We start from the raw sequence: 23,673 nt of genomic DNA, 5'->3' as shown, positions 1-23,673 counted from the left end.
GCCATGGAACGCTCGACCATCGTCAGAGTGCATGAAGGTTTGCACGCCCGTCCCGCGACGCGGTTCGTCAAGCTCGCCAAGGGTTTCGAATCCGATGTCGAACTGGTCAAGGACGGCAAGGCGGTCAGCGCCAAAAGCTCCGTCAAGCTGATGCTGCTGGCGGTCAAGGAAAACCAGGAGGTCACGGTGCGGGCGAACGGCGCCGACGCCATCGAGGCCATCGAGGCGCTGATCGGCTATCTCGAGAATCCGAAGGCGGGCCTCGACGATGAAGCCGAGTCGTCGAGCCCGGCGAATGATGCCGGGCAGAAAACGGCACCCGCACCAGTGTCCGAAACCGCGCCGGCGGCACCTGCTGGAGCAAGCGGCTTACGCGGCGTGGCGGCAAGCGAAGGGTTCGCCATCGGGCCGGCCTTCGCGCATTTCCCGCCGGATATCGCCGGACAAGGCCGCATGTTGCGGGCTGAAGAAATCACGGGCGAGGTCGACAGGTTCCGCGCCGCCGTCGCCGCCGTCCAGGCGCGCATGGACCGGGCGTTGGCGCAGGACACATTGTCGGCGGGAGACCGCGGCATCATCGCGGCACTCAGGGATATTGCCGCCGACGACAGCCTGACCAGCGAGGCCGAGGAACTGGTCAAGGGCGGCAACGACGCGGTCTCGGCCGTCATCACCGCCGCCTCCACCATCGCCGCCGATTTCAGCGCCGTCGACGATCACTATCTCAATGCGCGGGCGGACGACGTCCATGCGGTCGGGCGCCAGATCTGCCTCGTGCTGCTCGGGCAGGACGACGTCAGCCTCGAAAACATCCCCGAAGGGGCCATCCTGATCGCCGACGACATCGGCGCCTGGGATCTGGCGCGTGCGCCGCTGAAACGCATCGGCGGCGTGGTGTGCGGCCATGGCGGCGCCACCTCGCACATCGCCATCATCGCCCGCTCGCACGGCATTCCGGCGGTGCTTGGCCTCGGCGACCAGGTCAATGCCTTGCGCACGGCGCGCGAAGTGGCACTCGACGGCAATGCCGGCCATGTGATCATCGACCCCGATGCGGCAACCCGATCCGATTTCGCCAACCGCGTTGAAGCGGCGGCAAAGGAGCGCGCCGGGCTGACCGTCTTCAAGACGGTGACGCCGAAGCTCGCCGATGGCACGATCATCGAAGTCGCCGCCAACATCGGCTCGCTGGAGGAAATCGAGGCGGCACAGGAAGCCGGCGCCATGGGCGTTGGCCTGTTCCGCACCGAGCTTCTGTTCATGCGCCATATGCACCTTCCCTCGGAGGACATGCAGGCGGAAACCTACGCGGCGCTGGCCAAGGCATTCGCCCCATACCCGGTCATCGTGCGCACGCTCGATATCGGCGGTGACAAGCCTATTGCCGGCATCGAGTTTCCCGATGAGGAAAACCCCTTCCTCGGCTGGCGCGGCATTCGCATGTGTCTCGACCGGCCCGACATCTTCAAGCAGCAGTTGCGGGCACTGCTGAGGGCGGCCGTCCATGGCAACATCAAGGTGATGCTGCCGATGGTGTCCGACATATCGGAAGTGAGGCGGACACGCGGCCTGGTCGAGGAATGCGCGGCGGATCTGAAAGCCGAAGGCGTGCCGCATGCGACATTCGATCTCGGCGTGATGATCGAAACCCCGGCCGCCGTTCTGATCGCCCCGGCGCTGGCAAAAGAGGTGTCGTTCTTCTCGATCGGGACCAACGACCTGACCCAGTACATCATGGCCGCCGACCGACTCAACCCGACCGTGGCCAAGCTCAACGACGTCACCAATCCGGCTGTCATGTCGGCGATCGAAATGACGGCCAAAGCGGGCGTCGCCGCCGGCATCATGGTCGGCATGTGTGGTGAGGCCGCCGGTCGGCCCGATCTCATTGCAACATTCGTCAAGATGGGGCTGACCGAGCTCAGCATGAGCCCGGCCTCGATCCAGCGCGCCAAGAAGACGATCATGGCGATGGCGGGCGAGGACTGACTCCTCGCCGCTGGCTGAGCTTACGGCAAGTGCGCGAGCAAGGTGGTGAAGACGGAGGTCAGTTCATCGATGGCATTCGCCTTGGCGCAGGCCTGAGCAATGCGATCGTGACGGATATCGGCCGCCAGGATCGCGATCTCCAGCATGTCCGGCTCGGGCGAACCGTCCCGGCTGGTGGTCGCCAGGCCGCAGGCCAGAACGAGCGGCGCCAGGCAGCTGATGTCGAGCGCCCGGCCACTCATCGCCGCCGGTGGTTCCAATGCGGTTTCGGTAAAACGGACAGGGCGCTGGTTGAGGCACTCGACCAGCAGCGCCGAACAGGTGGCCGCAATCGCCTGCAGCCCGGCGCCCGGCGCGGTCAGTGCAACCAGCAGATCGCCGTGGCGCTTGCGCATCGTGGCATGGACGGCGGCAAAGTCGGCTTCGTGAATGCGGGCATTGTCGATGTTCAGGCCGGCAAGGACCGCCTTGGTCAGATAATACATATCGCGCCGGAACAGCCGCTCCGCGCTCAGCTGGCGGTCCTCGTTGCCGACCGGGAAATAGGTGCCGAGGCCTTTTGCGGTCGTGCCGTCCACCTTTGTCGGACGCTCATGCGGAACAAACGATTCGGCAATCGACAGCGCCTCGTCGACGGCGCTCGCGGCATGGCTGAGCAGGTCTTCGATGCCCTTGCCCGGAAACGGCGGCAGATGGCTGGTTGCTTCGCGCAAGACACTGGCGTCGCCAGTGCCATCGTGACGGCTCTGACGGATGACATCGCGGACTTCCCGCAACCGGTCCTTCAGGTTGACGCGGACATCTTCGGAGATTTGTCGGAGCATCGCGGATCGCCTCGAATTCATGCGAATGGCCGCCAGCAGGAGGCCAGTCACCTACTCTACATTGTTCCTATCGATTGGTAGATCAATAGGGGATATTAGACCAGCAGGCAGAATCGGCGACGGCGGGCTCGTCCATCGCCGCGGGGGAGGGTTGGATTTGGCCAGGCGGCGACAGAGCGAAAGCGACGACGGTCGGGCAGGAACCGGGGCGACCGAGCAGGTTGTCAACGAAAGCCGGACGGATCGCCTCAGGATTCGCGCTGCCTGGATGTATTTCGTCGAGCAGATGACGCAAAACGAGATCGCCGACGTGCTCGGCGTCGGCCGCGTCACCATCGTGCGCATGCTGGCGGAGGCCCGCTCGCGCAACGAGGTGAAGATCAGCATCGAAAGCGAATTGTCGGAAATCGTGCGGCTGGAGCGGGCGCTCGAAAAGACGTTCGGGCTGCAGCAGGCGCTGGTGGCGCCGCTTTCCGCACCCGACGCCGATCCGCTACTGGCAATCAGTGCCAAAACCGGCAGTTTTCTGTCCGACATGATGAAATCCGATATGCGCGTCGGCGTCGGCTGGGGCCGAACGCTGTTCTCGAGCCTGCCCTTCATCAGCGCCAAATCGCTCACCGACTTCAAGGTCATTTCGCTGCTTGGCGGTGTCGGCGTCGTGCGCCGATTCAACCCGGCCGAGTTCGCCTGGCGCTTCGCCCAAATCTTTCAGGGCGACGGCTATCTAATCCCGACGCCGGCCGTCGTCGATAGCGTCGAAACCAAGATCGCGTTGGTCGAGCGTTGCGGCCTGCAGGAGGTTTTTGAAATGGCCAACGTGCTCGATGCCGTTCTGCTGAGCGTCGGCGGCATCGCTTCGGCCACGACCTTCTCGCGCGGCGGCTTTCTCAAGGAAGCCGACCGGGAAGCCCTGCTTGCGCGTGGCGCCGTCGGCGACCTTCTGTTCCATTTCTTCGACCGCAATGGCGACCTGGTCGACCATCCGATCAACAGCCTGGTGATGTCGGTGGATGTCGATCGGCTACGCAAGGCGCCGATCCGAATCCTGACCTCCGGCGGCGAGGAGAAGATCGAAGCGCTGCTCGGCGCCATGACCCTCGTCGCGCCGACGATCCTGATCACCGACGAGGAAAGCGCCAAGCGCATGCTCGAGGCGGTCAGCGCAGGCTGAAGGAAGTCGTGATATAGTCCGGCCAGGCCTTCTCTTCGTCGAAAACGACGGAGAGATCGGGCGTGTCCGCCAATATTCCACTCAGCACCAGCGCCGTGGCGATGCCGGCGCCATTTCCCCCTGCTATGTCGTGCTCGACGCTGTCGCCGACGCAGACCACGGTGCCGCGATCCGGCTTGCCGGCCAGCACAAGTGCCGCGTCGTATATCGCCTTGTAGGGCTTGCCGATGCGGGTGACGGTGCCGCCGAGGTTTTCGTAGAGATCGGCGATCTCGCCAGCACCGAAGCGAGGTCCGACCGCCGTCAGCATGATCCTGTCGGGATTGGTGCAGAAGCACGGCACCTGCCGCGCCGCCGCCGGGGCAAGCAGCCGGCGATAATGGTCGAGGTCATAGCGGTCGCCTTCGCTAGCCGAGATCAGCACCAGTTCGGCCTTGTCGCCGGCGCCGGTCAGGACAAAAGGCAGGCCATCGATCGCCGAGCGGTCGTCGTCGCGGCTGATCAGCAGGCAGTTCGTGCCGGGAGGCAACGCTCCGGTTGCTGCCATTTCTTGGAAGGATCGCCACGCCACCTCGCCGGAGGAGACGAAATGGTCCCAGCTTCCGGCTGCGAAGCCGAGCTTCAGAAGGCGGTCCTCATTGGGCCTGGCACGCTTGCCGGAATTGGAAATCAAAACCACGGTCTTGCCGGCGTCCTTCAGCGCCGACAACGCCGCAACCGCGCCTGGATAAGGGGCCGAGCCGTCATGCAGCACGCCGAACTGGTCGAGCAGGAAAACCTCGTAGCGCTCCGCCAGCGGCCCGATGTCATCGAGACGCACGACCTTTTTAGCGCTCATAGGAGCCCCGCCTTGCTTGCGCCGATCAACGCCAGCCGCGCCGTGCCGGCCGCGGCTTCATCGGAAAGTGCTGCCAGGAAATCGACACCGAGCTTGCGCTGACGGATCGCCGTCCAGGCCGGGTTCGCCGCGCCGCCGCCGACGCTCCTGACTGATGTCAGCGCAGGCGCGCCGAGTTCGGCAAGCCTGTGATAGCCAAGCGCTTCGATCGCGGCGATACCCTCGAACATCGCCTTGAGATAGTCGGCGTCATCCGCTGGCCGCGGCACCAGGCGTGGCGGCAGCGTCGGATCGGCGATCGGAAAACGCTCGCCGGTCGTGCTGAGCGGATAGTAGTCGAGGCCGGTTTCCGTCGTGGGGTCGATCGCGGCGCTGAGTTCGATGATCCGCGCCAGCGGAAAGTGCTGTGCCAGAACCTTGCCGCCGGAATTCGATGCGCCACCGGCCAGCCAGGCGTTGCCGAGCCGATGGCTGTAGATGCCGTAGCGCGGCGCCGAGATCGGCCGGTCGGACAGGATCTTGATGGTCAGCGAGGAGCCCAGCGCGGTGACGCCGTCGCCGGCTGTCGCAGCACCCGTCGCCAGGAACGAGGCGCAGCCATCCGTGGTGCCGGCGACCACGATCACATCGTGCGGCAAGCCGAACAGGTCCGCGACGGCCGCGGTGAGGGCGCTGGTGACGTCACCCGGCTCGACGACGCGCGGCAGCAATTCCATGCGCATTCCGGTCGCCGCGATCCAGTCCGGCCAGCGGCGGGCTTCGACGTCATAGCCTGTCTTCAGCGCATTGTTCTCGTCGCTGACATCGAAACGGCCGGAAAGGTTTCCGGCGATCCAGTCGGCCTGGTGCAGCACCGCCGCAATGCCGGGTAGCTGCTGGAACCGCAGGGCCTTGGCGAGGCCTGATGTCGCTCCGTGTGCGGCGCTCGCGGCCGGCGCCTCGCGGGCGATCACGGCAAGGATGGCGTCATCGGCGACCTTGTCATTGTACATCAGCGGTTCGGCAAGGGGCCGCCCGGCACCGTCGACCGGCAGCAGCGTGCCGGACGTGCCATCGACGGCGATCGCGCGGACCGTGGAGCGGTCGATGGTTGAAAGCAGCTCCGTCAGCACGGCGCCAACTGCTGCCCACCAGACTGCAGGATCGCGGGGGTTCTGGCCGAACCTGTCGAGCGGAACGGCGGAACGCGCGGCAATGGAAAAATCCGGATGCATGGCGACGGCGCGCGCGCCCGACGTGCCGATATCGATGCCGATGACAAGTGGCATCATGTCATCTGTCCTTTGCTAGCCGCCTGCGGCATTCAGTTTCTGGCGATACTGCTCGGCATCCCAGTTGACCAGCTCGTCGTTCTCCGCGTCGGTGAGATAGTTCAACGTCGCTGTAACATCGACCCGCGCCGTCACGTCGGCAAGGCAGCGTTGCATGGCGTCGGCGCCGGCACTGGCGTCGCCGCGCATCAGGACGCCGGCGCCGGGAAACAGGATCGCCGCTGGCGCCGCGCCCAGCCGCGCGACAACGCGCGCCACATCCTCGCCAGGCCTTGCCACGACGGAGCCCTGGCCGAGGAAGATGACGTGGTCGGGATAGAGGCTGCCGGCCTCCGCCATGCGACGGCTTTCCGGATCGAGTGCAACGGCGTGCGCTTCGGCATCCGCCGGCAATCGGTAACCTCTGTCGCCGGCAAGCGCCGTCAAGGCGGCAATGTCGGGCTCGGCAGTCGCGCGCGCCGGCCGTGCCAGCAGCGACCGGACGCGGCGCAGCAGAAACTCCGCTTCGGCGACGGTTTCGGCGGCGACGACCAGCCCGTGATTGCCAAGGATCAGCACGTCGACACCAGGCCGAAGTTTTTCGGCAATGCCGCGCGCAAGCGGCAGGCCCGGCCGGAAATAGGGGACATAGGCCCATTCGATGCCGGCGAGCCGCCTGGCAACCTCGGACTCGCCGTTGGCCTGTACGGCAAGCGAGATCGTGGCGACACAGTGGACATGCAAAACGACGCGCTGTGGCATCAAGGCGTGCACCGTGGTCTCGATCGACGGGCGCAGCCCGCGCGGGTTGAGCGCAGCAATGGTGAAGGCCTGCGGCTGGTCGGCGGCGCGGTCGCGTCGTTCGACGGCCTGGAGCAGCGGCGGCATTGCCACCGGCACCATGATGTCCTCGGTGAGCGCGTCCTTCAACCAGGTGCCGGAGGCCTTGATCCACAGAGTGTCGTCGGCCTTCAGCGAGGTGTTGCCGCCCGCAGCCTGGGTCAGGTGCGGGCTCCGACCGATGCTGGCCGAAAGCGTCCGCAAGGCAGCCAGTTCCTGCGCATCAGCTTGGGTCGCCATGGTGCCTTTCCTCCAACGGCCAGGTCGTGTCTCGCACGAAATCCCGTCACCGGGATCGATGTCGGCGCTGATATCGCAGATACGAGCGATCTACGTCAACTGTGATCTACTATCATCAAAACTGGCTTGCAATCTGACTAATGTTGAGTAAGTTGCGCCAATTGCCGTGGAAAATGGCATCTGGGAGGAAAGAGTTGAGCGAGTCCGGCCGCCAGCGTCAGATCGTCGAACTGCTGCGGGATCGCCCGTTCGCCTCGGTGCGCGAGCTGCAGGAGCGGCTTGGCGTTTCGGCCGCGACGGTCAGGCGCGACATCGACAAGATCGACGAGGCCGGCGAAGCGCGGAAGGTTTATGGCGGCATCTCGGCGCTTGATGGCGCTTCACAGGCCGGCGTCGCCTACGCAAAGCCCTATGATGAGAACCGCGATCTCGCGGTGGAGGCCAAGCGGCAGATCGCCGCCCTTGCCGCGACCATGGTGCGCGATGGCGACGCCGTCATCGTCCATGGCGGCTCGACCTGCTTCCACCTTGGGGTCAAGCTCGCCGAGCGCAACATCCGCCTCTATACCAACTCGATGCCGCTCGCGGCCTATCTGAGCGACCACGGCCATTGCAGCCTGACGGTTGCCGGCGGCGAGCTGCATCGCGAACCCGGCATCATCCACTCGCTCACACAGGCCACCCCCTTCTATGCCTCGAAATTCTTTCTCGGCGCGCAAGGCCTCAGCCAGGAAGGCGTGCTGGAATCGCATCCGCTGCTGGTGCGCTCCATCGTCGAGCTCAGCCTGTGCGCCGACCAGATCGTGGTGCTGGCCGACAGCCGCAAACTCTCGATCCACGCCCGCAATGTCGCGCTGCCGCTCTCCCGCATCGGCACGCTGGTCACCGATGACGGCCTCTCCGACGTCGATGCGCGCATGCTGGAGGACGCCGGTGTGATGGTGCGCATCGCTCCGTCCTCGGGAGCACTCCAGTGAACGTGGCGGTGCTCGACTTCGGCAAGACCAATTCGAAGCTGTTTGTCTTCGGTCAGGACGGACGCATCCTCGACGAGCGCCGGACGCAGCCGAAATGGGTGCGCCAAGGCGGCTTCAGCGTGCTCGATGAGGCCGAGCTCCACGACTGGGCGCTCAGTGCCGTCGCCGACGCGGTCGACAGCCACGGGGTGGAGGGGCTGATGGTGTCGGGCCATGGCTGTACCTTTGCCCTGGTCGACGAGACGGTGCTGACGCATCCGATCCTCGACTACGAACAGGAGCCGCCAGCCGAGATTGCCGCGCGGATCGATCGCCGCATTCCGGATTTCACCGAAACCTTCTCGCCGCAACTGCCGCTCGGCTTCAACTATGGCCGGCACATGCTGTGGCTGCAGGAGGTCGAGCCCGACGCTTTCGCGACGGCGAAAGCGGTCCTCGGCTATCCGCAATACTGGAGCTGGCGCCTTGGCGGCCGGCCGGTCTCGGAAGTGTCCTATCTCGGCTGCCATTCGCATTTGTGGGCGCCACGCAAACGCGATTTCTCCTCGCTGGTCGATGCCCAGGGATGGCGCGACCGGATGCCTTCCTTCGAACGTGCCGGTACCGTCATCGGCGAGCGGCGCCTCGGCGATACGGCGCGACCGATCGCCATCCATAATGGCGTCCATGACAGCAATGCGGCGCTGCATACCTATCGCCGGCAAGAGCTTGGCCCGGTCACCGTCGTTTCGACCGGCACCTGGGTCATCGTGCTCAATCCCGATTGCCCGCTCGACGCGCTCGACCGTGACCGCGACATGCTGGTCAATGTCGATGTCGATGGCGGCCCGGTGCCGACCATCCGCTTCATGGGCGGACGCGAATTCGCTGTGATCAGCGGCGGCTGGCAAGGCGCGATCGCGCTGTCCGCGATCCAGCGGATGATCGACGCCGGCACTATGGCGCTGCCGAGCTTTGCGCCGGGCGGACCGATGTCCGGCCATTCCGGCGAAATCATCGGCCGCCCGCCCAGCGCCGAGGAACGGGCGGCCGTGGCGCTGCTCTACGTGGCGCTGATGGTCGACCTGTCGCTCGATCTCATCCATTCGCAAAACACCGTCATCGTCGATGGCGGGCTGAACAATGGCGGCCTGCTCGCCAGCCTGCTGGCGCAACTGCGTCCCGGCCAAGCCTTCCTGCAGGGCGCCACGCTGGAAGGCAGCGCCACGGGTGCCGCGGCGCTCGCCTTCGAGAGCGTCGGGCGCGAATTCGCCGCCGAAGCGCCGGAGCCGGTGCGCGCTTCGGGTTTCACGGGGTTGGCTGGCTATCGGGATGACTGGCGCGCTCTCGCCATGGACCGCGGCATCGCCGGCGCGGCAGCGAGAGGCGCCCGATGAGCGCCGCCGCCAAGGTCGAGACGGCGCGCCAGCCGGTGCTGGAAATGCGGCACATCTCGAAGACGTTCGGCGCAATCCGCGCCTTGCAGGACGTCTCGCTCAGCGTCCATGCCGGCGAAGTCCACGCGCTGATGGGCGAAAACGGTGCCGGCAAGTCGACCTTGATGAAGGTGCTGTCGGGCGCCTATCGGCCGGATGCCGGTGGCGAGATCCTGATCGATGGCATGCCGGCCGCGACCGGAGATCCGATCAAGGCGCGCGCCAGCGGCGTCGCGGTGATCTATCAGGAGCTGTCGCTGGCGCCCAATTTGACGGTGGCGCAGAACATCTTCCTCGGCAACGAGCCGCGACGCTTCGGCATCGTCGACCGCGACCAGTGCGACCGGCGCGCCAAGGACATCATCGCGCGGCTCGGTGTCTCCTTCTCGGCCCGCGATGCGGTCTCCAGCCTGTCGCTTGGCGAACGCCAGCTGGTCGAGATCGCCCGCGCGCTGTCGACCAATGCGCGCATCATCGTCATGGACGAGCCGACCACGTCGCTGACCTCGCGCGAGACCGACCGGCTGTTCGAGGTCATCGCGACGCTGAAGTCGCAAGGCATCGCCATCATCTACATCAGCCACCGCATGGAAGAGGTCTACCAGCTTGCCGACCGCGTCAGCGTGCTGCGCGACAGCGCTTATGTCGGCACGCTGGAGCGCGCCGATCTCAGTGCCTCGCGCCTGGTGTCGATGATGGTTGGCCGCGATCTGTCGGCTTTCTACAAGAAGGACCATCGCCCGCCGGACGAAAAGCGCGCGGTGGCGCTGTCGGTCCGAGACATGTCCGACGGACGTCTGCTGAAGAACTGTTCCTTCGACCTGCACAAGGGCGAGGTGCTGGCGCTGGCAGGCCTGGTTGGCTCTGGTCGCACCGAGCTTGCGCGGCTGATCTTCGGCGCCGACAGGCGCACATCGGGCACGCTGGAACTCGACGGCAAGGCAATCTCGATCGGTTCGCCGCGCGAGGCGCTGGATGCCGGCATTGCCTATCTCACCGAGGACCGCAAGGAACTCGGCCTGTTCCTCGACATGTCGATCTCGGACAACATCAGCATGGGCGTGCTCGCCAGGGACGCACGGGCAGGGGGACTGCGCGATTTCGCTGCCGCGCAGCGACGGGCCGCCGGGGCCATCGCCGACCTGTCCATCCGCGCCCGGTCCGTACAGGCCAATGCCGGCTCGCTGTCGGGCGGCAACCAGCAGAAGGTGCTGCTCGCCCGCTTGCTCGAGACCGAGCCGCAAGTCGTCATCCTCGACGAGCCGACCCGTGGCGTCGATGTCGGGGCGAAGTCGGAAATCTACCGGCTGATCGACAATCTCGCCAAGAAGGGCATCGCCATCCTGATGATCTCCAGCGAGTTGCCGGAGGTGATCGGCGTTGCCGATCGCGTGCTGGTGATGCGCGACGGCACCATTGCCGGCGAGGTGACGGCATCGAAGGACCGACCGCTCAGCCAGGAAGCGATCATGGAATTTGCAACGGGAGCAGCTCAGCGATGACCGACAAGTCGATTGAGACCGGGGCGATCGGGACGACGAGCGCGGGTGAGCAGGCGGCCGGGCGAAGCCGGCGGCTGCGCACCGCCTTCGCCGCGCTCGGCATGCTGCCGATCCTGATCCTGCTGGCGGCCGGCTTCCAGTTCCTCAATCCGCGCTTCCTCACCGAGACCAACCTGTTGATCGTTACCCAGCAGTCGTCGATCAACATCGTGCTGGCGGCCGGCATGACCTTCGTCATCCTGACCGGCGGTATCGACCTGTCGGTTGGCTCGATCCTGGCGGCTTCGGCGATGGTGGCGGTGATGGTGTCGCTGGTGCCGGACTGGGGACTGCTCGGCGTTCCGGCGGCCATTCTGGTCGGTCTCGGCTTCGGCCTCATCAACGGGCTGCTCATCGCCTATATCAGGCTGCCCCCCTTCATCGTCACGCTGGGTTCGCTGACAGCGGTGCGCGGCGTCGCCCGCCTGCTCGGGCAGGACACGACGGTGTTCAATTCGGACCTGCCGTTCGACTTCATCGGCAACGGTTCGCTGTTCGGCATTCCGTGGCTGGTCATCATCGCGCTGTCGGTCGTCGTGCTGTCCTGGCTGGTGCTCAAGCGCACCGTGCTCGGCACCTGGATCTATGCCGTCGGCGGCAATGCCGAGGCGGCGCGGCTGACCGGCATCAAGGTGCCGCTGGTGCTGCTCTTCGTCTATGGCGTTTCCGGTCTTCTGGCCGGCCTTGGCGGCGCCATGTCGGCGGCCCGGCTCTATGCCGCCAACGGGCTGCAACTCGGCCAGTCCTACGAACTCGACGCCATTGCCGCCGTCATCCTCGGCGGCACCAGCTTCGTCGGCGGCGTCGGTTCGATCTGGGGCACGCTGATCGGCGGCCTGATCATCGCGGTGCTCTCCAACGGCCTCATCCTGGCCGGGGTTTCGGACATCTGGCAGTACATCATCAAGGGATTGGTCATCATCGTGGCAGTCGCCCTCGACCGCTACAGGCTCCAGGCCGGAGCAAGAACGTGATTGACCTTAGTCGCCGGCGTCAACGAGCCGGTTTGTGTGTAACGCACCGTGAGAGGCGCGGGGCAATCGGAGGAAAGAAATGAAGACCATCGCCAAACTGCTCTGCGGCGTCGCACTCGCGGCTGTCGCCATCGCGCCTGCTTCGGCCAAGGACCTGAACAAGGTCGGCATCTCGGTCGGCCTGCTCGGCAACCCCTTCTTCGTCGCCACCATCAAGGGCATCGAGGACGCGGCCAAGAAGATCAATCCGAAGGTCGAAGTGACGTCGGTGTCAGCCGACTATGACCTCAACAAGCAGGTCTCGCAGGTCGATTCGTTCATCGCCGCCGGCGTCGACGTGATCATGCTCAATGCCGTCGATGCCAAGGCGATCGCGCCGGCGGTGAAGAAGGCACAGGCGGCCGGCATTATCGTTGCCGCCTTCGACGTTTCGGCTCCGGGCGCCGATGTCACGGTGATGACCAACAACGTCAAGGCCGGCGAAGAGGCCTGCCAGTATCTGGTCGACCACACCGGCGGCAAGGGCGACTACGTCATCCTCAACGGCCCGGCATCGTCGTCGATCCTGGAGCGGGTCAAGGGCTGCAAGAACGTGCTTTCGCAGCATCCGGACATCAAGATCCTCTCCGACGACCAGAATGCCGAAGGCTCGCGCGACGGCGGCCTGAAGGTGTTCCAGTCGCTGCTCACCCGCTTCGACAAGATCGATGCCGTGTTTGCCATCAACGATCCGACGGCGATCGGCGCCCAGCTCGCCGCCAAGCAGCTCAACCGCTCCGAGTTCATCTTCACCGCGGTCGATGGCGCCCCGGATATCGAGAAGGAACTCGCTTCCGGCACGTCGATGATCAAGGCCTCCGCCTCGCAGGACCCCTATGTGATGGCCGGCCAGTCGCTGACGATGGCGGCCGACCTGCTGGCCGGCAAGAAACCGGCCGAGGCAACCGTGCTGCTCGACCCGAAGCTGATCACCGCCGAGAACCTGAAGGACTACAAGGGCTGGACCGCGGCCCGCTGATCCGTCCAACACGGGCGCGGCCGGTTTGACCCGGCCGCGCCGTTCCCATCCGCAAACCGGAGACGATCATGTCGCGCATCGGAATCCATTCTTTCGTCTGGTCGGCAAGTTCGGCGCAGGCCGAGCTCGAACGGACGCTGGCCAACACCAGGGAGGCCGGCTTCGACCTGATCGAATTCTCCTATCTCGATCCCGCCAATGTCGATATCGGCAGGCTCGCCAGGCGGATCGCCGATCTCGGGCTCGGCGTCGCGATCAGCATCGGCCTGCCGGCCGACGGCGACATTTCCAGCCCTGACAAGGCGGTTGCCGGGCACGGTGTCGACATCCTCAACAACACCATCGCGCTGACGCGCGATCTCGGCGGCCAGAAGGTCGGCGGTATCCTCTCGGCCAGTCATGGACTGCAGGTCGAGGCACCGACGCGCGATCAATGGAAGCGCAGCGCTGCCGCGCTGGCGAAGGTCGCCGATACGGCCAAGGCGGCCGGCGTCACGCTCAACCTCGAAATCGTCAACCGCTTCGAAAGCAACCTGCTCAACACAGCCGCGCAAGGCCTGGCCTTCATCCAGGATACCGGCTCGGACAACATCTTCCTGCATCTCGACACCTTCCATATGAACATCGAGGAGGCCAATGTCGGGCTGGCCATACGCCACGCCGCAGATAAGATCGGCTATGTCCATATCGGCGAGAGCCATCGCGGCTTCCTCGGCACCGGCAACATCGACTTCGCGGCGATCTTCGATGCGCTGACGGCCATCGGCTACAGCGACGACCTCAGCTTCGAATCCTTTTCCTCGGAAATCGTCGACGAGAACCTGTCGAAGAAAACCGCCATCTGGCGCAATCTGTGGACCGACAACATGGCGCTCGCCAAGCACGCGCGCGCCTTCATCGGCCTCGGACTGGAGACGGCGCGTCGCAAGGCCGAGCTTGTCTCGGCACAACATAAACCGTAACCCGCCGTCGAACCGGATGTAGCGCCGCGCGGTACACGGCGGCGCCATTGCCCGCGGCAGGGGCATCGGCTATCTGACCGTCCAGGCACATGATGCCAGCACAATGACGGAGCCCAGGGCATGACACACGAGACGATCCTCAAATTCGGCACCGTCGAGAACGCGGAAGCCGGCGATCTGGCCGGCTGGGTCGTGGTCGAGGGCAAGCCGACCATGAAGACCGCGGTGCAGCACACGACCGAAGACGGCAAGGTGATGTCGGGCACATGGAAGGCGACGCCCGGCACCTATCATGCGACCTACACCGACTACGAGTTCGTGCACATGATCGCCGGCCGCATCATCATCACGCCCGACGGCGGCGCACCGGTCGAGGTGGGTCCTGGTGACGCCTTCGTGGTGGAAGCCGATTTCAAGGGAACCTGGAAGATCGTCGAGCCGGTGACGAAGCATTTTGTCGTTCGGGTTGGCTGAAACGGCCTGTTCGCATGGGCTGCTGATGGTCGGCGCCCATAGCGGATTTTTGGCGCGATGGTCGCCCGCACTGCCTGGTCATCGAAGAGCTTTCCAACGGCCATGACGCTGGGCCGAACAAGCAGCCCAAACGCCGCATTGACCCGGCTGGGCATCGGCAGTCTTCTTGGGATCAAGCTTGGCGTTCAATGGCTGATCGAGGAGACGACAGATGCATCGACGCGGTTTTCTGGCGGCAGGTCTTGCGACGGTTCTCGGGAGCAAGCGTGCGATCGCCCAGATGAAGATGGACGACATGCCCGGCATGGATATGGGCGCTGCGCCGCAGGCCACCGTCGTGCTGCCGGAAGGAGAAGCCCTTCGCGACTTGTCCCGCCTCGCCAACGAAGCCGATACGCCCGGCCTGTTCAAGGCGAAGCTGACGGCTGGGTCCACCACGGCGCGTTTTGCGGAAGGGCTGGACACCCCCATCCTCGGCTACAACGGCACCAGCCCCGGGCCGCTGATCGAGGCGGTCGAGGGCGACCGGGTCGAGATCACCTTCGCCAACCGGATTGCGGACCAGGCGAGCACCATCCATTGGCACGGCATGCCGGTGCCAGCCGACCAGGACGGCAATCCGATGGACCCGGTCGCGACGGGCACCGATCGCACCTACAGCTTCGACCTGCCGGAAGGCAGCGCCGGCTCCTACTGGTATCACCCGCATCCGCACGGCAAGACGGCCGAGCAGGTCTATCGCGGCCTTGCCGGAGCGTTCGTGGTCAAGCCGAAGGCCGATCCGATCCCGGCGGCCTATGGCGACACCGTGCTGGTGTTCACCGACCTTCGTCTTGCGGCCGATGGCAGCTTGCCCGACAACACGATGACGGACCTGATGAACGGGCGCGTCGGCGACCATGTGCTGGTCAATGGACAGAAGAATCCGGTGCTGACGGTCCCCTTCGGCACGAAGCGGCGCTTCCGGTTCTACAATGCGACCAACGCGCGCTTCTTGCGGCTCTCCTTCGACGGCGCGCCGATGACGATCATCGGGACGGACGGCGGTCTGCTGGAGGCGCCGGTCGCGGCCGACGATATCCTGCTAAGCCCGGCGGAACGGCTTGAACTGATTGTCTCCTTCGAGAAGCCCGGTCCCGCGACGCTGTCCACGCTCGACTACGATCGCGGCTGGATGGGTGCTGGACGTCCCGCCGATGCCGGGCTGACGCTGTTCACGGTCAACGTTTCGGAGACGCCGGCCGAGCCGGTCCCGCCATTGCCCGACAGGCTGCGGCCGATCGCGCAACTCGGCGCTCCTGCCGTCAGCCGGCGCTTCGTCTTCACCGAAACCATGACCATGAACGTCACCGGCATGGAGATGGGGTTCCTGATCAACGGCGCCGCTTTCGACATGAGCCGCGTCGACATCGTCGCCAAGGCTGGACAGGTCGAACTCTGGGAGATCGTCAACAAGGCAGACATGGATCACCCATTCCATGTGCATGGGACGCAGTTCCAGGTGGTCGAGTACGAGCGCGGCGGCGAGATATCGAAGCCGGCCTATCGCGCCTGGAAAGACACCGTCAACGTCGCGCGCGGAGAGACGGTGCGGCTGCTGCTGCGGCAGGACCGGCCGGGGCCGAGAATGTATCACTGCCATATCCTCGAGCACGAGCAGCTCGGCATGATGGGCATTGTCGACGTGCAGGCATAGTCCGGCGTGGTGGCGCTCTATGGCGCGCTGTTCCTCAGCGCGTTCCTCGCCGCAACCATCCTGCCGGTCTCATCGGAGGCGGTGCTCGCTGGCCTGATCGTCGCGGGCCGCGGGGATCCGGGACTGCTCCTTGTGGTCGCCACGGTCGGCAACACGCTCGGCTCCGTGGTGAACTGGGTTCTGGGGCGTGGCATCGGATCGCTCCGGGACAGGCGCTGGTTCCCCGTCACTCCCGATCGCTATGAGCAGGCAAGCCGAATCTTCCGGCGCTTTGGCGAATGGACACTGCTGTTTGCCTGGCTGCCGGTCGTCGGAGATGCTTTCACCATTGCGGCGGGCGCGGCCCGCGTGAACCTCGGTGTGTTCGTCGCTCTTGTCGCAATAGGCAAGGCCGCACGCTATGCGGTGATCGTTGCGGGGGGATTGTGGGCGATGGCGTGAACAGCTGCGTTGCTGGCAGTCACCTGCCGATCCTTGCCAAATCGCAAGATCGGTCGAGCGCGACATATCCGGAAGGGCCTAGCTGGTGTCGCCACGGAGGAAGAGACGGTGAAGGCGCCACTTGAAAACTACCATGTCCGGATGCAGCGGGTGCTGGACCACATAGACCAGCATCTGGACGACGATCTGGGCTTGGAAGCGTTGAGCGGCGTCGCGGCGTTCTCGAAATACCATTTTCACCGGCAGTTCACGTCCACCTTTGGGTTGTCCGTGCATCGCTATGTCCAACTCGCCCGCATGAAGCGCGCTTCGTACCGGCTGGCCTACAGAGACGCCCAAAGCGTCACGGACATAGCGATGGATGCCGGTTACGACGCACCGGATGCCTTCGCCCGCGCCTTTCGGCAACGGTTCGGACAATCGCCTTCGTCGTTCCGAAAGTCTCCCGAATGGGAGCCGTGGCTTGCGGCCCTCGGGCCTCTCGACAACGCCAGGAGCAAGCTCATGCAGAAGACTTTTAGCCATGAAGATGTGACGATCCGCGATGTGGCCCCGACGCCGGTGGCGATCATGGAGCATCGGGGTGACCCCGCGACGATTGGCGATACCATCCAGCGGTTCATCGCCTGGCGAAAGGCCGCTGGCCTGTCATCGCCAAAGACCAGCCCAATCTTCAACGTCTTCCGTTCCGAGCGGCGGCCCGCATCCCCAGCCGAATACCGGATGGACCTGTGTGCGGGCACCGATTGCCCGATAGGACCGAATGACGAGGGCGTGTCGGCTGGCTTTATCCCCGGCGGGCGCTGCGCTGTGCTGCGCGTCGTCGGCAATACCGACAATCTGGAGCCCGCCGCTCTCTACCTCTATCGCGACTGGCTGCCGGCCAGCGGCGAAGAAGCAAGGGATTTCCCTCTCTACTGCCAACGCCTCGCCTTCCTCCCGGAGGTGCCGGAGCATGAGACGGTCGCGGAGCTGTTCCTGCCGCTGAAATAGTACCGCTGGACGGCGGCTTGTTGCTCCTGATCGCCAGAAGCGGACAGGCCGTTGTCGCCCGATCTCGGTCATTTCACGTTTTATGGGTTCACGGCCTAGTCCCGGTTCGTCAAAAGCACGCAAGGGTGGTGATCGGGAACACCCGACGACTACTCAATTTTTGGGCATCGTAGTGTCCCGCTTCTCAGCGGATCTGGGCCGCTTCGTTCTTGGGCACCCGTGCCCAAGTTTGAAGAGCTACGAAATTCACCGCACCTATTTCGCAAAAAAAGTACGGCACCAATTCGTTAAGTAATTGAAAACGTTGGTGATCCCGACAGGAATCGAACCTGTGACCTACAGATTAGGAATCTGCCGCTCTATCCTACTGAGCTACGGGACCACGCGGCCCGACACATAGCCGCTTCGGATCGTTTCGCCAAGAGCCGGCCGAACGCAAATCGGCCAGCCCTTTCGGCGGATGGCATCAGGCCGCGAGTGCGGTTTCCGCCAGTTTCACCCAATAGCTCATGCCGTGCGGGATGACCTCGTCGTTGAAGTCATAGGCCGGGTGGTGGAGACCGGCGGTGTCGCCATTGCCGATGAAGATGAAGGCGCCCGGGCGGGCTTCCAGCATGTAGGAGAAATCCTCGCCGCCCATCACCGGCTGGATGCCGCGGTGCACATGGGCATCGCCGGCGACGTTCGCCGCAACGTCGCTGGCAAACACCGTCTCTTCCGCATGGTTGAAGGTCACGGGGTAATTTGCCTGGTAGTCGACCTCGATCTTGGCTCCAAACGCGGTCGCCAGCCCGTCGCAAATGGCGCGGATGCGTTCTTCCGCCTTCTTGGCGATTTCCTTCCTCAAGGTGCGCACCGTGCCGGCGATTTCGGCCGATTCCGGGATGATGTTGTAGGCGTCGCCGGCGTGGAACTTGGTCACCGACACCACCACGGCCTCGACCGGATCGGTGCTGCGCGAGGCGATCGTCTGCAAGGCGCCGACCAGCTGGCTGGTGATGACGATCGGGTCGATCGTGCCGTGCGGCATCGCCGCGTGGCCGCCCTTGCCTTTCACGGTGATGGTGAACTCGGCCGTCGCCGCCATAATCGGACCCGGGCGGATGGCGAATTGCCCGACAGGCAAGCCCGGCATGTTGTGCATGCCGAACACCTTGGAGATGTCGAAGCGTTCCATCATGCCGTCCTTGACCATCTCGTTGCCGCCGCCGCCACCTTCCTCGGCCGGCTGGAAGATGACCGCCACCGAGCCGGTGAAGTTGCGTGTCTCGGCGAGGTATTTTGCGGCACCCAACAGCATCGCCGTGTGGCCGTCATGGCCGCAGGCATGCATCTTGCCGGGAATGGTCGAAGCGTAAGGCTTGCCGGTGATCTCGTTGAGCGGCAGCGCGTCCATGTCGGCGCGCAGCCCGATAGTGGGGCCTTCGCCCTGGCGGCCGCGGATGATGCCGACGACGCCGGTCTTGCCGAGGCCGGTCACCACATCGTCGCAACCGAAGGCTTTCAGTTTCTCGGTGACGAAGGCGGCGGTCTTGAAGACGTCGAAGTTCAGTTCTGGCGTCTGGTGCAGATGTTGGCGCCAGCCGGCGACCTCGTCCTGCATTTCGGCGGCACGGTTCAGGATTGGCATGATGGTTCCATCTCGCTGTTCGAGCAGGCGGGTATTGCCCGCCACCTTGCAATTGTGATCGTCAGGCACTTTGCCATGTTGGCGTCACATAGGGTAAATAGCACCGCAACGATGCGGTCCGGTTTTTGAGGGTCGGACCCATTATGCTGGCGATCGTGTAACGAAATCTTACGGAGCCAGGGGCGACTACGGCAAGAGGCGATTTCGGATTTGATCATGCGGCACAGGCATTTCCTCAAACTATTCTCGGCTGGCGCAATCGTGCTCTCCGCCGTGGCCGGGCCGGCGCTGGCCAATCCAGTGGTTCTGTTCGACCTGAACAGCGGCAAGATCCTGCAACAGCAGGATGCCTTCAAGCGCTGGTATCCGGCTTCGCTGAGCAAGCTGATGACCGCCTATGTGACCTTCCGGGCGCTCGCGGCCGGCGAGGTCCAGCTTGATTCGCCGATCAAGGTGACGAAACACTCCGCCGCCGAGCCGCCAAGCAAGATGGGCTTCAAGCCAGGCTCGGTGATGCGGCTCGACAATGCGCTGAAGATGATGCTGGTCAAGTCGGCCAATGACATCGCCATGGCCGTCGGCGAGAATGTCGGCGGCTCGCAGGCCGCCTTCGCCGACCGCATGAATGCCGAAGCGGCTCGGCTCGGCATGACCGGCACGCATTTCGTCAATCCGAACGGGCTCTATTCGCCCGACCAGTACACGACGGCGCGCGATCTCGCCGTGCTGGTCATGGCGATCCGCCGGGAGTTCCCGCAATATGCGCCATGGTTCTCGATCGAGGGTCTGGCCGTCGGCAAGAAGGCGATCCCGAACTACAATCTGCTGATCGGCCGCTATCCGGGCGCCGACGGCATGAAAACGGGCTTCGTCTGTCCCTCCGGCTTCAACATGATCGGCTCGGCGACGCGCAACGGGCGCACGCTGGTCGCGGTGGTGCTTGGCGAGAAATCGGCGGTCAGCCGCGCTGAAACGGCAGCGAAACTGCTCGACCAGGGGTTTGACACGCCGGCTGCCGGCTCAGCGACCATTGCCACGCTGGCGCCTTACGGCGACACCGTCTCGCCCAACGACATGCATGACGAGATCTGCAAGAAGAAGGCGCCGGACGAGCAGTCCGAGGCGCCTCCGGCTGCCGCTCCAAAAAACGTGCCGAAGTCGCCCTACCAGGAAAAGCTCGACCATGTGCCGACGCTGGTTGCCGTCGGCCTCGGCGGCGCCACCGGCCCGGCGCCGAAGGCCATGCTCGACCAAGGCGGCCAGGAATATGCCGACGTGCCGATCCCGAGCTGGCGGCCCGACCGGCCGGCACCTGCCGGCGGCGATCCGACTGTGACGGGCTCGGCGGCCCAGGGCGACCAGCCGGTCAAGGTCGCGAATTAGAGCATGATCCCGAACCGAAAGTCCGCGCCAGCGAAACTTGGACTCCGGTTTTCTCGGACGAACGGTTCCGTTCGTCCAGAGATCATGTTCAAGCAAAAAGTCGGAGCCTAATGGCGGACTTCCCGATCCCCGTCTCGGTGCTGACCGGCTTCCTCGGTGCCGGCAAGACGACGCTGCTCAACCGGCTCTTGAAAGATCCGGCACTGGCCGACACGGCCGTCATCATCAACGAGTTCGGCGAGGTGGCGATCGACCATCTGCTGGTCGAGCAGGCTTCCGACGGCATTATCCAGCTTTCGGACGGCTGTCTGTGCTGCACGGTGCGCGGCGAACTGGTCGACACGCTGGCCGACCTTGTCGACCGGCTGCAGACCGGCCGCATTGCCCGTCTCGCCCGTGTCATCGTCGAGACCACCGGCCTCGCCGACCCGGCGCCGGTGCTGCAGTCGATCATGGCGCATCCGGCGCTGGTGCAGGCCTTCCGGCTCGACGGCGTCATCACGCTGGTCGACGCGGTCAATGGCAATGCCACGCTCGATGCGCATGTCGAGGCGGTCAAGCAGGTCGCCGTGGCCGACCGCATCGTGCTGAGCAAAGCCGATCTGGTCACGGATCCGCGTGAACTGGAAACGCTGCGGGCGCGCTTGCGGCAAATCAATCCGGGCGCCGAGTTGCTCGATGCCGCGGACACGGGGACGGGCGTGGCGGCGCTGTTTGACTGCGGCCTCTACAATCCCGCGACCAAATCCGCCGATGTGCGGCGCTGGCTTGGCGAAGAAGCGGCGCATGATCACGACCATCACCATCATAACGGCCATGATCACGCGCATGGCCATGACCATGGCCATCGCCACGATCAGCGCGTGCGCTCCTATTCGCTGGTCCATGATGGGCCGGTGCCGTTTTCAGCGATCGAGATGTTTCTCGACCTTTTGCGCTCGGCGCATGGCGAACGCCTTTTGCGCATGAAGGGCGTCATCGAATTGCAGGAAGACCCGTCACGGCCGCTGGTGGTGCATGGCGTGCAGAAGATCCTGCATCCGCCGGTGCAATTGCCGTCCTGGCCGGATGGCCAGCGCGGCACGCGGCTGGTGCTGATCACGCTCGACATGCCGGAAGACTATGTGCGCCGGCTGTTCGCAGCCTTCACCAACCGGCCATCGATCGACACGCCCGACCGCGCGGCGCTGGAAAACAATCCGCTGGCGATCGCCGGGCGCTAACCGCTCTAACTCTTTGTTTTGACGCAATTCCCCAGGGAAAGCGCTACGCGCTTCTCCCGGGAAAACCGTTTCACACTTTTCCTGGAATTGCTCTAAATTCTAAGATCGTTGCTCGCCGCGCTCGACCAGAAAGCGATGGCCGCCGGCGAGCGCCGCCGTTTCGACGAGGCGATGGCCGCTATCGGAACAGAATGCGGGGATGTCGATAACGGCCAGCGGATCGGTGGTTTCGATCCACAGCCGGCTGCCCGGGCGCATTCCGGCCAGCCGCTTCTTCGCTTTCAGTACAGGCAAGGGGCAGTTCAGCCCTTTGAGGTCATAGACAGCATCGCTTTTGGTCACGGCGGGAACTCAGCCGCCGAACATGCCGAGCAGCTTGTTCTTCAGCCTTGTTACCTTGCTCTCATCGGCACTCGCAGCCTGCGTTTCGGCTGCCGGCGCGGCCTCGGTGGGGGCAGCAATGGTAGCGGTGGCGACAGGGGCTTCCTTGGCGGCCTTGGCCGCTTCTTTCTCGGCCAAGGCCTGTGCCTTAGCGGCTTCCTTGGCCGCCTTGGCAGCCTCTATGGCAGCCAGCCTCTGCTCCTCGGCCTTCTGCTTGGCGGCCTTCTCGGCCTCGAGTGCCGCCATCTTGCGCCCGGCCGGCGAATCGATGCGGCCCATGCGCGCCGTCTCGGTCACCGAACCGTCGGAATTGAGCGACGGCGGATCGATCGGCACGCGCTCGCCGCGAGCGCGGCGCTTCGACCAGTCGGAGACGATGCTGGCTTCCTTGATGCCGGCGATGGTCGGCTTGGGCGGGGGCACGCTGGCCTTGATCGCGCCGTTGAACGCCGCGTCATAGGTGCTCATGTAGGAGTTGTAGGCGCTTTTCAGCGAATCCGGCTGCGTCGTCGCCGGGCAGGGACCCGTCGGATCGAACGTCTGGCCGTCGGCTGCAACCTGATTGAAGACATAGCGCTTTTCGCAGACGTCGACTTTCGGCGGCACCTTGGTGATTTCGAAATTGTCGTAGCCGACCTTGAGCATCTTCCAGAAGTCGTAATTCGGGTCGTTGCGGTAGCGCGCCATGTTGGCGGCAGTCATGCGGAACGGGAAGGCCTGGATCTGGAATTCGGTCTGGCCACCCTGGAAGGCGTCTCGGCCGAAGGCATAAATCTGCTCGATCTGCGCGTCGGTCATCGAATAGCAGCCGGACGACGAACAGGCGCCGTGCACCATCAGATTGGCGCCGGTGCGACCATTGGCCCGGTCATAGGCATTGGGAAAGCCGATGTTGAAAGACAAATGGTAGTTCGAGCGCGGATTCATCTGCGACGGGCGGACCGTGTAGAAGCCTTCAGGCGCCTGACGGTCACCTTCGGTGTATTTCGGCCCGAGCTTGCCCGACCATTTGCAGATATCGTAGCTGGCCACCATGTCGTAGCGGCCGTTGGTCTTGGCCTTCCAGATTTCGAGCTTGCCCTCTTCCTTGAAGATGCGGGCCATCACCGACGAGGTGCGGACCATGCCCTTGGCCTTCATATCGGCGAGGATCTTGTCGGGCAGCGGCTTGTTGGCCTCGGGCGCGAAATCCTTCATCGACGAATCGTTGCAGCCGGCAACGCCGAGGGCGGCGATCAGGATTCCGGTGCGGGCAAGCTTTGCGAACATGGCTGCGGATATCGTCTTTTTCTCTGGCGCCAGGGCGATTCATGCCACGGCTACTGCACTGAACGTGGACGGACCCTAAGCCCGTTAACCTTGAAAATTCCTTACCACAAGTGTCGATGCGTCCCCATGCGGCAGTCTCAT

The 23,673-nt window shown here is 64.5% G+C and carries 21 protein-coding genes and 1 tRNA gene; 14 read left to right on the top strand and 8 right to left on the bottom strand.

All coding sequences use genetic code 11. From position 1 onward, the window contains the following. The first annotated feature begins 3 nt into the window (after window positions 1-3). Window positions 4-1,989, top strand: coding sequence for a phosphoenolpyruvate--protein phosphotransferase (ptsP, locus tag NR193_RS16455; RefSeq protein WP_256751835.1), 1,986 nt, complete (start codon window positions 4-6; stop codon window positions 1,987-1,989). Window positions 1,990-2,009: 20 nt separating this feature from the next. Here ptsP and NR193_RS16450 read toward each other — a convergent pair whose 3' ends face one another. Then, window positions 2,010-2,813, bottom strand: a complete 804-nt coding sequence (locus NR193_RS16450; RefSeq protein WP_256751834.1) for a hypothetical protein — start codon at window positions 2,811-2,813, stop codon at window positions 2,010-2,012. Window positions 2,814-2,970: 157 nt separating this feature from the next. Here NR193_RS16450 and NR193_RS16445 point away from each other — a divergent pair, with 157 nt between their 5' ends. Further along, on the top strand, window positions 2,971-3,987 hold the full coding sequence (locus NR193_RS16445) for a sugar-binding transcriptional regulator (protein ID WP_256751833.1): 1,017 nt from the start codon (window positions 2,971-2,973) through the stop codon (window positions 3,985-3,987). Here the strand turns inward: NR193_RS16445 and NR193_RS16440 are convergent. Genes NR193_RS16440 through NR193_RS16430 form a run of 3 tightly spaced genes read right to left on the bottom strand, consistent with a single transcriptional unit; the run spans window position 3,974 to window position 7,155 of the window. Next, window positions 3,974-4,825, bottom strand: a complete 852-nt coding sequence (locus NR193_RS16440; protein ID WP_256751832.1) for a TIGR01459 family HAD-type hydrolase — start codon at window positions 4,823-4,825, stop codon at window positions 3,974-3,976. The two genes, NR193_RS16445 and NR193_RS16440, sit on opposite strands and share 14 nt — an antisense overlap. Then, window positions 4,822-6,096 (bottom strand): FGGY-family carbohydrate kinase, encoded by a 1,275-nt coding sequence (locus tag NR193_RS16435; protein WP_256751831.1) that lies wholly within the window; start codon window positions 6,094-6,096, stop codon window positions 4,822-4,824. The genes NR193_RS16440 and NR193_RS16435 overlap by 4 nt, the downstream gene beginning before the upstream one ends. A 15-nt stretch (window positions 6,097-6,111) precedes the next feature. Beyond that, window positions 6,112-7,155 carry a class II aldolase/adducin family protein gene (locus NR193_RS16430; protein ID WP_256751830.1) on the bottom strand — a complete coding sequence of 348 codons (1,044 nt, stop codon included), beginning with the start codon at window positions 7,153-7,155 and terminating at the stop codon, window positions 6,112-6,114. 194 nt (window positions 7,156-7,349) lie between these two features. Between NR193_RS16430 and NR193_RS16425 the strand changes: the two genes are divergently transcribed. The 10 genes from NR193_RS16425 (at window position 7,350) to NR193_RS16380 (ending at window position 17,646) form a co-directional block, all read left to right on the top strand. Then, window positions 7,350-8,132, top strand: a complete 783-nt coding sequence (locus tag NR193_RS16425; RefSeq protein WP_256751829.1) for a DeoR/GlpR family DNA-binding transcription regulator — start codon at window positions 7,350-7,352, stop codon at window positions 8,130-8,132. After that, window positions 8,129-9,508, top strand: coding sequence for an FGGY-family carbohydrate kinase (locus tag NR193_RS16420; RefSeq protein ID WP_256751828.1), 1,380 nt, complete (start codon window positions 8,129-8,131; stop codon window positions 9,506-9,508). Before NR193_RS16425 ends, NR193_RS16420 begins: the two co-directional genes overlap by 4 nt. After that, a complete protein-coding gene (locus NR193_RS16415) occupies window positions 9,505-11,049 on the top strand; it encodes a sugar ABC transporter ATP-binding protein (RefSeq protein ID WP_256751827.1) in 1,545 nt (514 codons plus the stop codon). The genes NR193_RS16420 and NR193_RS16415 overlap by 4 nt, the downstream gene beginning before the upstream one ends. Continuing rightward, entirely contained in the window at window positions 11,046-12,062 is a 1,017-nt protein-coding gene (locus NR193_RS16410) for a ribose ABC transporter permease (RefSeq protein WP_256751826.1), read from the top strand. Before NR193_RS16415 ends, NR193_RS16410 begins: the two co-directional genes overlap by 4 nt. A 79-nt stretch (window positions 12,063-12,141) precedes the next feature. Then, window positions 12,142-13,080 (top strand): ABC transporter substrate-binding protein, encoded by a 939-nt coding sequence (locus NR193_RS16405; protein WP_256751825.1) that lies wholly within the window; start codon window positions 12,142-12,144, stop codon window positions 13,078-13,080. Between the two features lie 68 nt (window positions 13,081-13,148). Next, on the top strand, window positions 13,149-14,042 hold the full coding sequence (locus tag NR193_RS16400) for a sugar phosphate isomerase/epimerase (protein WP_256751824.1): 894 nt from the start codon (window positions 13,149-13,151) through the stop codon (window positions 14,040-14,042). A gap of 120 nt (window positions 14,043-14,162) precedes the next feature. Next, a complete protein-coding gene (locus tag NR193_RS16395) occupies window positions 14,163-14,516 on the top strand; it encodes a cupin domain-containing protein (protein ID WP_256751823.1) in 354 nt (117 codons plus the stop codon). Window positions 14,517-14,727: 211 nt separating this feature from the next. Further along, window positions 14,728-16,212, top strand: a complete 1,485-nt coding sequence (locus NR193_RS16390) for a multicopper oxidase family protein (RefSeq protein WP_256751822.1) — start codon at window positions 14,728-14,730, stop codon at window positions 16,210-16,212. Window positions 16,213-16,218: 6 nt separating this feature from the next. Further along, window positions 16,219-16,653, top strand: coding sequence for a YqaA family protein (locus NR193_RS16385; RefSeq protein ID WP_256751821.1), 435 nt, complete (start codon window positions 16,219-16,221; stop codon window positions 16,651-16,653). A 108-nt stretch (window positions 16,654-16,761) separates the two neighbouring features. Continuing rightward, on the top strand, window positions 16,762-17,646 hold the full coding sequence (locus NR193_RS16380) for an AraC family transcriptional regulator (RefSeq protein ID WP_256751820.1): 885 nt from the start codon (window positions 16,762-16,764) through the stop codon (window positions 17,644-17,646). A 305-nt stretch (window positions 17,647-17,951) separates the two neighbouring features. Here NR193_RS16380 and NR193_RS16375 read toward each other — a convergent pair. After that, window positions 17,952-18,028 (bottom strand) — tRNA-Arg (locus NR193_RS16375). An 84-nt stretch (window positions 18,029-18,112) separates the two neighbouring features. Further along, window positions 18,113-19,276, bottom strand: a complete 1,164-nt coding sequence (locus NR193_RS16370; protein WP_256751819.1) for a M20 aminoacylase family protein — start codon at window positions 19,274-19,276, stop codon at window positions 18,113-18,115. 216 nt (window positions 19,277-19,492) lie between these two features. On the opposite strand from NR193_RS16370, the gene NR193_RS16365 reads away from it, so the two are divergent. Both NR193_RS16365 and NR193_RS16360 read left to right on the top strand, forming a co-directional pair. Beyond that, complete coding sequence (locus NR193_RS16365; protein WP_256751818.1) at window positions 19,493-20,659, top strand: D-alanyl-D-alanine carboxypeptidase family protein; 1,167 nt, start codon at window positions 19,493-19,495, stop codon at window positions 20,657-20,659. Window positions 20,660-20,769: 110 nt separating this feature from the next. After that, complete coding sequence (locus NR193_RS16360; protein ID WP_256751817.1) at window positions 20,770-21,882, top strand: GTP-binding protein; 1,113 nt, start codon at window positions 20,770-20,772, stop codon at window positions 21,880-21,882. Window positions 21,883-21,981: 99 nt separating this feature from the next. Here the strand turns inward: NR193_RS16360 and NR193_RS16355 are convergent, their stop codons facing one another. Together NR193_RS16355 and NR193_RS16350 are read right to left on the bottom strand one after the other, a co-directional pair. Continuing rightward, on the bottom strand, window positions 21,982-22,224 hold the full coding sequence (locus NR193_RS16355; protein WP_256751816.1) for a sulfurtransferase TusA family protein: 243 nt from the start codon (window positions 22,222-22,224) through the stop codon (window positions 21,982-21,984). Between the two features lie 9 nt (window positions 22,225-22,233). Beyond that, a complete protein-coding gene (locus NR193_RS16350; protein ID WP_256751815.1) occupies window positions 22,234-23,532 on the bottom strand; it encodes a murein L,D-transpeptidase family protein in 1,299 nt (432 codons plus the stop codon). Between the last annotated feature and the right edge of the window lie 141 nt (window positions 23,533-23,673).

The organism is Mesorhizobium sp. Mes31, from assembly GCF_024519675.1.
Taxonomy (GTDB): domain Bacteria; phylum Pseudomonadota; class Alphaproteobacteria; order Rhizobiales; family Rhizobiaceae; genus Mesorhizobium.
The sequence above is the reverse complement of the archived record's forward strand: the minus strand, read 5'-3'. Positions and strand labels throughout refer to the sequence as shown.